We start from the raw sequence: 8,174 nt of genomic DNA, 5'->3' as shown, positions 1-8,174 counted from the left end.
ACAGGGATGTTCAGCATGCGGTCCATCGACGGACAGCGCTCCGATTCCGTCGCCATCAAGCGTTCTCCAAAGGAGAAGGAGATGCAGCTCCGGCAGCTTCGCGAGCAACTCGCGGGGCTGAAGGTCCATGCCAGCCCGGCGCTGCGCACCTCCATGGAGAAGAAGATCGCCGAGCTTGAGAGCGAACTCGCGGCCGCCGCCCCCCGCCGGCCGCGGCGGGACTGACCGGGGCGCGGCCGCATGACCGGACGCGGTGGCCGGGAGGAACGGCTTGCGGCGGCGCTGCGGGAGAATCTCCGCCGCCGCAAGGAGCAGGCGCGCTCGCGCGCCGCGCATCCGGTTCCGGAAGGCCTTGAGCCGATGGATGCGACCGGCTACAAGCAGCCGGTCGCATCCATCCGTCCCGTCATGAGCGAGCCAGACACCGTCCCCCTGCGCATCCTGCGCCTGCCCCACGCCGAGGGCCTGGACCTGCCCGCCTACGCGTCGGCGGGGGCCGCGGGCCTCGACCTGCAGGCCGCCCTGGCCGAGGACGCGGTGCTGGCGCCCGGCGCCCGCATGCTGGTGCCGACCGGCTTCGCGATCGCGCTGCCGCCGGGCTACGAGGCGCAGGTCAGGCCGCGCTCCGGGCTGGCGTTGAAGCACGGGATCACCGTCCTCAACAGCCCGGGCACCATCGACGAGGACTACCGCGGCGAGATCGGAGTCGTGCTGGTCAACCTGGGTCACGAGCCCGTCGCGCTGACCCGCGGCATGCGCATCGCGCAGATGGTGGTCGCACCCGTCGGCCGGGCGGTCCTGACCGAGGCGGCCGAGCTTCCCGCCACCGGGCGCGGGGCGGGCGGCTTCGGGTCGACCGGGACGGGCGGCCGGTGAGCATGGGGCCGGTGAGCACGGGGCCGGTGAGCACGGGGGCGCTGGACTGGGACACCTACTTCATGAGCCTCGCCTATCTGGTGGCCATGAAGTCGAAGGACCCGCGGACCCGCGTCGGCGCGGTCATCGTCGGGCCGGACAACGAGATCCGCTCCACCGGCTACAACTCCTTCCCGCGCGGGATGAAGGACGACCTGGCCGAGCGCCGCGCCTCGCCGGCGAAGCACCTCTTCTTCGAGCATGCCGAGCGCAACGCGATCTACAACGCCGCGCGCGTGGGAACGCCGCTGAAGGACTGCCGCATCTATCTTCCCTTCATGTCCTGCTCGGACTGCGCGCGCGGCATCGTCCAGGCCGGGCTGCGAGAGGTGATCCTCCACGCCGAGCACCCCGGCAACGGGTCGTGCTTCAGCGAGACCCACCATCACCAGGCGTCGAGCGCGATCTTCGAGGAGGGAGGCGTGGCGGTCCGCCTGTGGAGCGGCGCCATTCCCCGGCTCGTCGCCCGCTTCGACGACCGCGAAGTCGCGATCCACGACGACCCGTGACAGTTTCGGGGCTTTTAAGGGACAACGCCCCCGGGCTGTGGACTCGGATGTGCCCGTCACCTAATACTGGCGTTTCCGCGGCCGGCGCCCGGTCGCGGTGGCACAACCATGTACCGATGGACGTCCATGGACAAGATCCGCATCCGCGGCGGTCGGCCGCTGCGGGGCAGCATCGTCATCGGCGGCGCGAAGAACGCCGCACTGCCGCTGATGACCGCCAGCCTCCTCACCGATGAAACGCTGACGCTCACGAACCTGCCCGACCTCGCGGATATCGCGACGCTGACGAACCTCCTGGTCCAGCACGGCGTCGGCTTCGACGTCGTCGCCGGGGCGCAGGGGCATGGCGGACGCGTCGTCGCGCTGAAGGCGGCCGATATCGTCAGCACGACGGCGCCTTACGACCTCGTCCGCAAGATGCGGGCCTCCGTGCTCGTCCTCGGGCCGCTGCTGGCGCGCTGCGGCGTCGCCAAGGTCTCGCTGCCGGGCGGCTGCGCGATCGGCACGCGCCCGGTCGACCTCCACATCAAGGGCCTGACCCAGATGGGCGCCCGGATCGACCTGGAGGGCGGCTACATCCTGGCCTCGGCCCCCGAGGGGCTGCGGGGCGCCGACATCGTGTTCCCGACCGTCTCGGTCGGCGCGACCGAGAACCTCTTGATGGCGGCGACGCTGGCCAAGGGCGAGACCGTGCTGGCCAACGCCGCGCGCGAGCCGGAGGTCACCGACCTCGCGCGCTGCCTCGTCGCGATGGGCGCCGAGATCGAGGGCATCGGCACCGACACGCTGCGCATCCGCGGCAAGGACCGCCTGCACGGCGCGGAGCACCGGATCGTCTCGGACCGCATCGAGACCGGGACCTACCTGATGGCCGCCGCGATCACCGGCGGCGAGATCGAGCTGGTGCATGGCGACCTCGACCACCTCCAGTCGGTCGGGCGGACCCTCTCGGCGGCCGGCATCGAGTTCACGCCGACCGAGCGCGGCTTCCGGGCCGCGCGCACCAACGGCCTGCACGGCGTGGACGCGATGACCGAGCCCTATCCCGGTTTCCCGACCGACCTCCAGGCCCAGATGATGGCGCTGATGTCGGTCGCGGACGGGGCGTCGATGATCACCGAGACGATCTTCGAGAACCGCTTCATGCACGTGCCGGAACTGATGCGCATGGGCGCGCGGGTCACCGTCCACGGCGCCTCGGCCCTGGTCCGGGGCGTGCCGCGGCTGACCGGCGCACCGGTCATGGCGACCGACCTGCGCGCCTCCGTCAGCCTCGTGCTGGCCGGGCTCGCCGCGCAGGGCGAGACGGTGGTGAACCGCGTCTACCACCTCGACCGCGGCTACGAGCGGCTGGAGGAGAAGCTCGCGGCCTGCGGCGCCGACATCGAGCGCCTCAAGGAGTGACGCGGGCGCAGGCGCCGTCTTGAAACGGCGCCTGCGCTCCCGACATCTTCGGCCGGGTTCGGCCAGGACGAGGATGTCGGCGATGAGTACTCCCTTGAAGCTGATCGCGCGGGACGACGAGGACCTCCAGGTCGTCGCGGGCTTCCTCCAGGACGCGATCGTGCCGGTCGGCGAGATGTGCTTCCTGCCGGGCGAGAAGCGGTTCGCGATGGTCGTCAACCGCTTCCGCTGGGAGGCGGCGCCCGAGCCGATGGCGCCGGCGGAGGACGACGTCGACGCGTCCTTCGAGGACGGCGTCGCGGCGGGCGTCTACGAGCGCACGCATTGCGCGCTGTGCTTCGACGGCATCTCGGCGGCGCGCCTGCGCGGGTTCGACCTGCGCGACCGGGCGCGGATGCTGTGCCTGCTGACCATCGCGGAGGAGGGCGGCGCCATCCTCCTGCACTTCTCGGGCGGCGCGTCGATCCGGTTGGAGGGAGCGGGGTGGTGCCTCAGGGTCGCGGACATGGGCGAGCCCTGGCCGACCACCCTGAAGCCGGACCACCCCCTGGACGGCCACCCCCTAGACGACCGGGCCGCGTGAGGCGTCAGCGCGGCGCCGCGGCGAGGGCCTCCACGGTGCCGTGCCGGCGCAGCAGGCCGTCGAAATAGGCGATCGTCCGGGACAGGCCGTCGCGCAGCGGCACCTTCGGCTCCCAGTCCAGCACCTGCTTGGCGCGCGAGATGTCGGGGCGGCGCTGCATCGGGTCGTCCTGGGGCAGCGGCCGGCTGACGATCTCCGAGCGCGAGCCCGTCATCTCGACCACGATCTCCGCCAGCTCGCGGATCGTGAACTCGCCGGGATTGCCGAGGTTGACCGGCCCGGTCACGTCGTCCGGCGCGCCCATCAGGCGCACGAAGCCCTCGATCAGGTCGTCGACGTAGCAGAAGGAGCGCGTCTGGCGGCCGTCGCCGTAGATGGTGATCGGCTGGTTCTGGAGCGCCTGGATGATGAAGTTCGACACGACCCGGCCGTCGCGGGGATGCATGCGCGGCCCGTAGGTGTTGAAGATGCGGGCGACGCGGATGTTGAGCTGGAACTGCCGGTGGTAGTCGAAGAACAGGGTCTCGGCGCAGCGCTTGCCCTCGTCGTAGCAGGCGCGGGGGCCGACGGGGTTGACGTTGCCCCAGTAGGTCTCGGTCTGGGGATGGACGGTCGGGTCGCCGTAGACCTCGCTGGTCGAGGCCTGGAAGATCTTCGCCTTGGTGCGCTTGGCGAGCCCCAGCATGTTGATGGCCCCATGCACGCTGGTCTTGACGGTCTGGACCGGATCGAACTGGTAGTGGATCGGCGAGGCGGGGCAGGCGAGGTTGTAGATCTCGTCGACCTCGATGTAGAGGGGGAAGGTCACGTCGTGGCGGATGACCTCGAAGCGCTGATCGTCCAGCAGGTGCAGGATGTTGTCGCGCGAGCCAGTGAAGTAGTTGTCGACGCACAGCACGTCGTGCCCGTCGGCGAGCAGCCGCTCGCACAAGAAGGACCCCAGGAACCCGGCGCCGCCGGTGACGAGTACCCGCTTTCTACCGAACATCATGGCTCCTTCGGAAGTCCGGGGACTACCCCCGGGGGAGAGTCTAGCCCCAGCGCCGCCTCCTGCGCCAGTCGGGCTTTGATCAGACACGCGTGACATCCCGCCTCGCTCCTGTGCTATCTAGACGCCGGTCCCGCCAACCTGTGGAGATACCGTTGTCCAGTCCGACCCCCGCAGGGTCCGATGCGCTCGTGCTGGCCGTGCCCAAGGGCCGGATCCTGGACGAGCTGCGTCCGCTGCTCGACCGGGTGGGCATCCGGCCCGAACCGGCCTTCGACGACCCGGGCAGCCGCCAGCTCCGCTTCTCGACGAACCTGCCCCATATCGAGATCATTCGCGTGCGGTCGTTCGACGTAGCCACTTTCGTGGCGTTCGGCGGCGCCCATTTGGGAGTGGCCGGGAACGACGTGCTGATGGAGTTCGACTTTCCGGAAATCTACGCCCCCCTGGACCTGGGGATCGGCCATTGCCGGCTCAGCGTCGCCGAGCCGGGCGAGATGGTCGAGCGGGACGATCCCGCGCGCTGGAGCCACGTGCGCGTCGCGACCAAGTACCCGGAGGTCACGCGCCGGCACTTCGCGGCGCGCGGCGTCCAGGCGGAATGCATCAAGCTCAACGGCGCGATGGAGCTGGCACCGGTGCTGGGCCTGTGCCGGCGCATCGTCGACCTGGTGTCCACCGGCTCGACCCTGCGGGCGAACGGGCTGGTCGAGGTCGAGCACGTGGCGGACGTGACCTCCCGGCTGGTCGTGAACCGGGCGGCGCTGAAGACCAGGCCGGAGGAGGTCGGGGGCTGGGTCGACGCGTTCAGGGATGCCGTCCATGCCGCGTGAGCTCGACATCCGCGATGCCGGCTTCGAGGCCGCCTTCGCCGAGCTGCTGGGCGCCAAGCGCGAGGCGAGCGAGGACGTGCGCGCGACCGTGGCCGCCATCCTGGCCGATGTGCGGGCGCGCGGCGACGCCGCCGTCCTCGACTACACGTCGCGCTTCGACCGCGTCGAGTGCGGGGCGGCGGGGCTGCGCTTCACCGAGGACGAGATCGACCGGGCGGTCGCCCGCGTCGAGCCGGCGCTGATGGCGGCGCTCGGGCTGGCGGCCGAGCGGATCGAGGCGTTCCACCGCGGCCAGGTGCCGGAGGCCCGCGACTACGTCGACGCGGCCGGGGTCCGGCTGGGCGCGCGCTGGACGCCGGTGTCCGCGGTCGGGCTCTACGTCCCGGGCGGGCTCGCGGCCTATCCGAGCTCGGTGCTGATGAACGCGCTGCCGGCGCGGGTCGCGGGCGTGCCGCGCCTCGCCATGGTCGTGCCGACCCCGGGCGGGGTGGTCAATCCCCTGGTCCTGGCGGCGGCGCGCCTCGCCGGCATCGACGAGATCTACCGCATCGGCGGCGCGCAGGCGGTGGGCGCGCTCGCCTACGGCACGGCGAGCATCGCGCCGGTCGACAAGATCGTGGGCCCGGGCAACGCCTATGTCGCCGCCGCCAAGCGCGAGGTGTTCGGCACGGTCGGGATCGACATGATCGCGGGGCCGTCGGAGATCCTGGTCGTCGCCGACGGGGCCAACGATCCGTCCTGGATCGCCGCCGACCTGCTGTCCCAGGCCGAGCACGACGAGAGCGCGCAGTCGATCCTGATCACCGACGATGCCGGCTTCGCGCGTGCCGTGATCCGCGCGGTCGAGGAGCATCTCGGGCGCCTGGAGCGCGCGGCGATCGCGGGCGCGTCGTGGCGCGACCACGGGGCGGTGATCACCGTCGGCTCGCTGGACGAGGCGGTGGCGCTGGTCGACCGTATCGCGCCGGAGCACCTGGAACTGGCGGTCGAGAACCCGGACGCGCTGGCGTCGCGGGTCCGGAACGCGGGCGCGATCTTCCTCGGCCGCCACACGCCGGAGGCGATCGGCGACTACGTCGCGGGGCCGAACCACGTGCTGCCGACGGCGCGCAGCGCGCGTTTCTCCTCCGGCCTCAACGTGCTGGACTTCATGAAGCGGACGACGCTGGTCGGCTGCACGCCCGCGAGCCTGCGGGCGATCGGCCCGGCGGCGGTGGCGTTGGCGCAAGCCGAGGGGCTGGGCGCGCACGCGCTGTCGGTCGCCATGCGCCTCGGTCCCGGGGAGAGCTGAGGGAGGGCACGTGCGCGACGACCGGCACCGCATCGCCCGCGTGGCGCTCGACGAGCGGACGGTGGTCCGGCGCAGCGCCGAGGTCGAGCACGAGCGCGCGGTCGCGATCTTCGACCTGATCGAGGACAACCATTTCCGCCCCGTCGACTGTCCGGACCGGGGGCCGTTCGCGCTCCATCTCGGGGTCGAGGACAACCGCCTCGTCTTCGACATCCGGGCCGAGAACGAAGAGGAGACGCTGACGAAGGTCGTGCTGCCGATCTCGACCTTCCGCACGATCGTGCGGGACTATTTCATGGTCTGCGACAGCTACTACCAGGCGATCCGGCGCGCCTCGCCGTCCCAGATCGAGGCGATCGACATGGGCCGCCGGGGCCTGCACAACGAGGGGTCCGAACTGCTGCGCGAACGGCTGGCCGGCCGGATCGAGATCGACCACGACACGGCGCGGCGCCTGTTCACGCTGATCTGCATACTGCACATCCGCGGCTGAGGGACAGGAGGCGGGCCGGCGCATGCTCGAGACCGAAGCCAAGTACCCGGTGACGAGCGTGCTGTTCGCCTGCACCTACAACGCGATCCGCTCGCCCATGGCCGAGGCGCTGCTGAAGCATTTCCACGGGCACCGGCTGTTCGTCGATTCGGTCGGCGTGCGCGAGGGCGACGTCGACCCGTTCATGGTCGCGGTGATGGACGAGATCGGCATCGACATGACCCGCCACCGGCCCAAGACCTTCGACGACCTCGAGGACACCAGCTTCGACCTCGTCGTGTCGCTGTCGCCGGAGGCGCAGCACCGCGCGGTCGAGCTGACCCGGACGATGGCCTGCGACGTCGAGTACTGGAACACCTTCGACCCGACGATCGTCGAGGGCAGCCGGGAGGCCCGTCTCCAGGCCTACCGCGACGTGCGCGACGGGCTGCAGGCGCAGATCCTGAAGCATTTCCCCGTGCGGGGCGGGCCGACGGTGTGAGCCGCCGGCCCGCCCGCCGGCGCCTCAGTGGTCGGAGCGGTGCAGGATCTCGTCGGCGAGCCCGGTGTCGTAGCCCATGCCGGCGGCCGTCACGACCACGCCGCCCGGCGCGTCCGAGCGGGTCAGGCCCTTGCGGTCGAGGGCGGCATAGACGGCGGGGTTCGTCAGGCCGGTCGCGTCCTTGCTCATCACCACGGCATTGCCGAGATGGAAATGGTTGCCGTGGGCGTGGGGGAGCTGCGTCACCAGGACGTCCCCGTCCGCGCCGTCCGGGGCCGGCTCCCCGGCCGCCCGGGCGAGTTCCTGGAGCAGCGTCAGGGTCTTGAGCTGCAGCGCGTTGAGGTTGAGGGGGTTCCTCTTCGGGGGCATGTCCTGGCTCCATGGGCGGTCCGACCGCGGGATGGGCACTTGAAACCGTCCGCCCGCGGCCGTCAAGAGCCCGGGAGGTTACGCACGGGCGTGGGGGTATGTGGGGGTTTGTGGGGGTTTGTGGGGGTTTGTGGGGGTTTGTGGGGGTTTGTGGGGGTTGGAGTGCCCTGGAGTGCCCCCCGTCGGTGAGACAGGAGAAATAGTGACAGTTGGTTTAGGCAAGCGCGCCCGGGGGTATCCCCGGGCGCGCTTGAGCGAAGTGCATCTCATACTCGACTGGCGGCCTGTAGTTGAGGGCGGAATGGAGC

General features: G+C 71.0%; 10 protein-coding genes and 1 pseudogene. 9 read left to right on the top strand and 2 right to left on the bottom strand.

Features of this window, described 5'->3' with window-relative positions:
• From VGO20_RS03445 to VGO20_RS03425, 5 genes and pseudogenes are all read left to right on the top strand, one after another.
• Positions 1 to 225 (top strand): annotated as a pseudogene (locus VGO20_RS03445) (hypothetical protein); the annotation flags it as partial.
• A 183-nt stretch (positions 226 to 408) separates the two neighbouring features.
• On the top strand, positions 409 to 876 hold the full coding sequence (gene dut / locus VGO20_RS03440; RefSeq protein ID WP_327500890.1) for a dUTP diphosphatase: 468 nt from the start codon (positions 409 to 411) through the stop codon (positions 874 to 876).
• Between the two features lie 2 nt (positions 877 to 878).
• The gene (locus tag VGO20_RS03435) at positions 879 to 1,424 is read left to right on the top strand and encodes a deoxycytidylate deaminase (RefSeq protein ID WP_327500889.1); all 546 of its coding nucleotides are present in this window, start codon (positions 879 to 881) and stop codon (positions 1,422 to 1,424) included.
• Between the two features lie 126 nt (positions 1,425 to 1,550).
• The gene (gene murA / locus VGO20_RS03430; protein ID WP_327500888.1) at positions 1,551 to 2,828 is read left to right on the top strand and encodes a UDP-N-acetylglucosamine 1-carboxyvinyltransferase; all 1,278 of its coding nucleotides are present in this window, start codon (positions 1,551 to 1,553) and stop codon (positions 2,826 to 2,828) included.
• 82 nt (positions 2,829 to 2,910) lie between these two features.
• Positions 2,911 to 3,411, top strand: coding sequence for a DUF2948 family protein (locus VGO20_RS03425; RefSeq protein ID WP_327500887.1), 501 nt, complete (start codon positions 2,911 to 2,913; stop codon positions 3,409 to 3,411).
• A 4-nt stretch (positions 3,412 to 3,415) separates the two neighbouring features.
• Here VGO20_RS03425 and VGO20_RS03420 read toward each other — a convergent pair whose 3' ends face one another.
• A complete protein-coding gene (locus VGO20_RS03420) occupies positions 3,416 to 4,402 on the bottom strand; it encodes a UDP-glucuronic acid decarboxylase family protein (protein ID WP_327500886.1) in 987 nt (328 codons plus the stop codon).
• A 152-nt stretch (positions 4,403 to 4,554) separates the two neighbouring features.
• Here VGO20_RS03420 and hisG point away from each other — a divergent pair, with 152 nt between their 5' ends.
• From hisG to VGO20_RS03400, 4 genes are read left to right on the top strand one after another with little or no spacing between them, the layout of a single operon-like run.
• Entirely contained in the window at positions 4,555 to 5,232 is a 678-nt protein-coding gene (gene hisG / locus VGO20_RS03415; protein ID WP_327500885.1) for an ATP phosphoribosyltransferase, read from the top strand.
• Entirely contained in the window at positions 5,222 to 6,523 is a 1,302-nt protein-coding gene (gene hisD / locus VGO20_RS03410) for a histidinol dehydrogenase (protein ID WP_327500884.1), read from the top strand. The genes hisG and hisD overlap by 11 nt, the downstream gene beginning before the upstream one ends.
• Before the next feature lie 10 nt (positions 6,524 to 6,533).
• Positions 6,534 to 7,016: a UPF0262 family protein gene (locus tag VGO20_RS03405; RefSeq protein ID WP_327500883.1), complete on the top strand. Its 483-nt coding sequence runs from the start codon at positions 6,534 to 6,536 to the stop codon at positions 7,014 to 7,016.
• A gap of 22 nt (positions 7,017 to 7,038) precedes the next feature.
• Positions 7,039 to 7,497 carry an arsenate reductase ArsC gene (locus VGO20_RS03400; protein WP_327500882.1) on the top strand — a complete coding sequence of 153 codons (459 nt, stop codon included), beginning with the start codon at positions 7,039 to 7,041 and terminating at the stop codon, positions 7,495 to 7,497.
• A 24-nt stretch (positions 7,498 to 7,521) separates the two neighbouring features.
• Here the strand turns inward: VGO20_RS03400 and VGO20_RS03395 are convergent, their stop codons facing one another.
• Complete coding sequence (locus VGO20_RS03395) at positions 7,522 to 7,866, bottom strand: hypothetical protein (RefSeq protein ID WP_327500881.1); 345 nt, start codon at positions 7,864 to 7,866, stop codon at positions 7,522 to 7,524.
• Positions 7,867 to 8,174 lie beyond the last annotated feature (308 nt).

The sequence above is a fragment of the Arenibaculum sp. genome (assembly GCF_035998295.1).
Lineage (GTDB): Bacteria > Pseudomonadota > Alphaproteobacteria > Azospirillales > Azospirillaceae > DASYHS01.
This window is presented reverse-complemented; position numbering and strand designations above follow the sequence as displayed.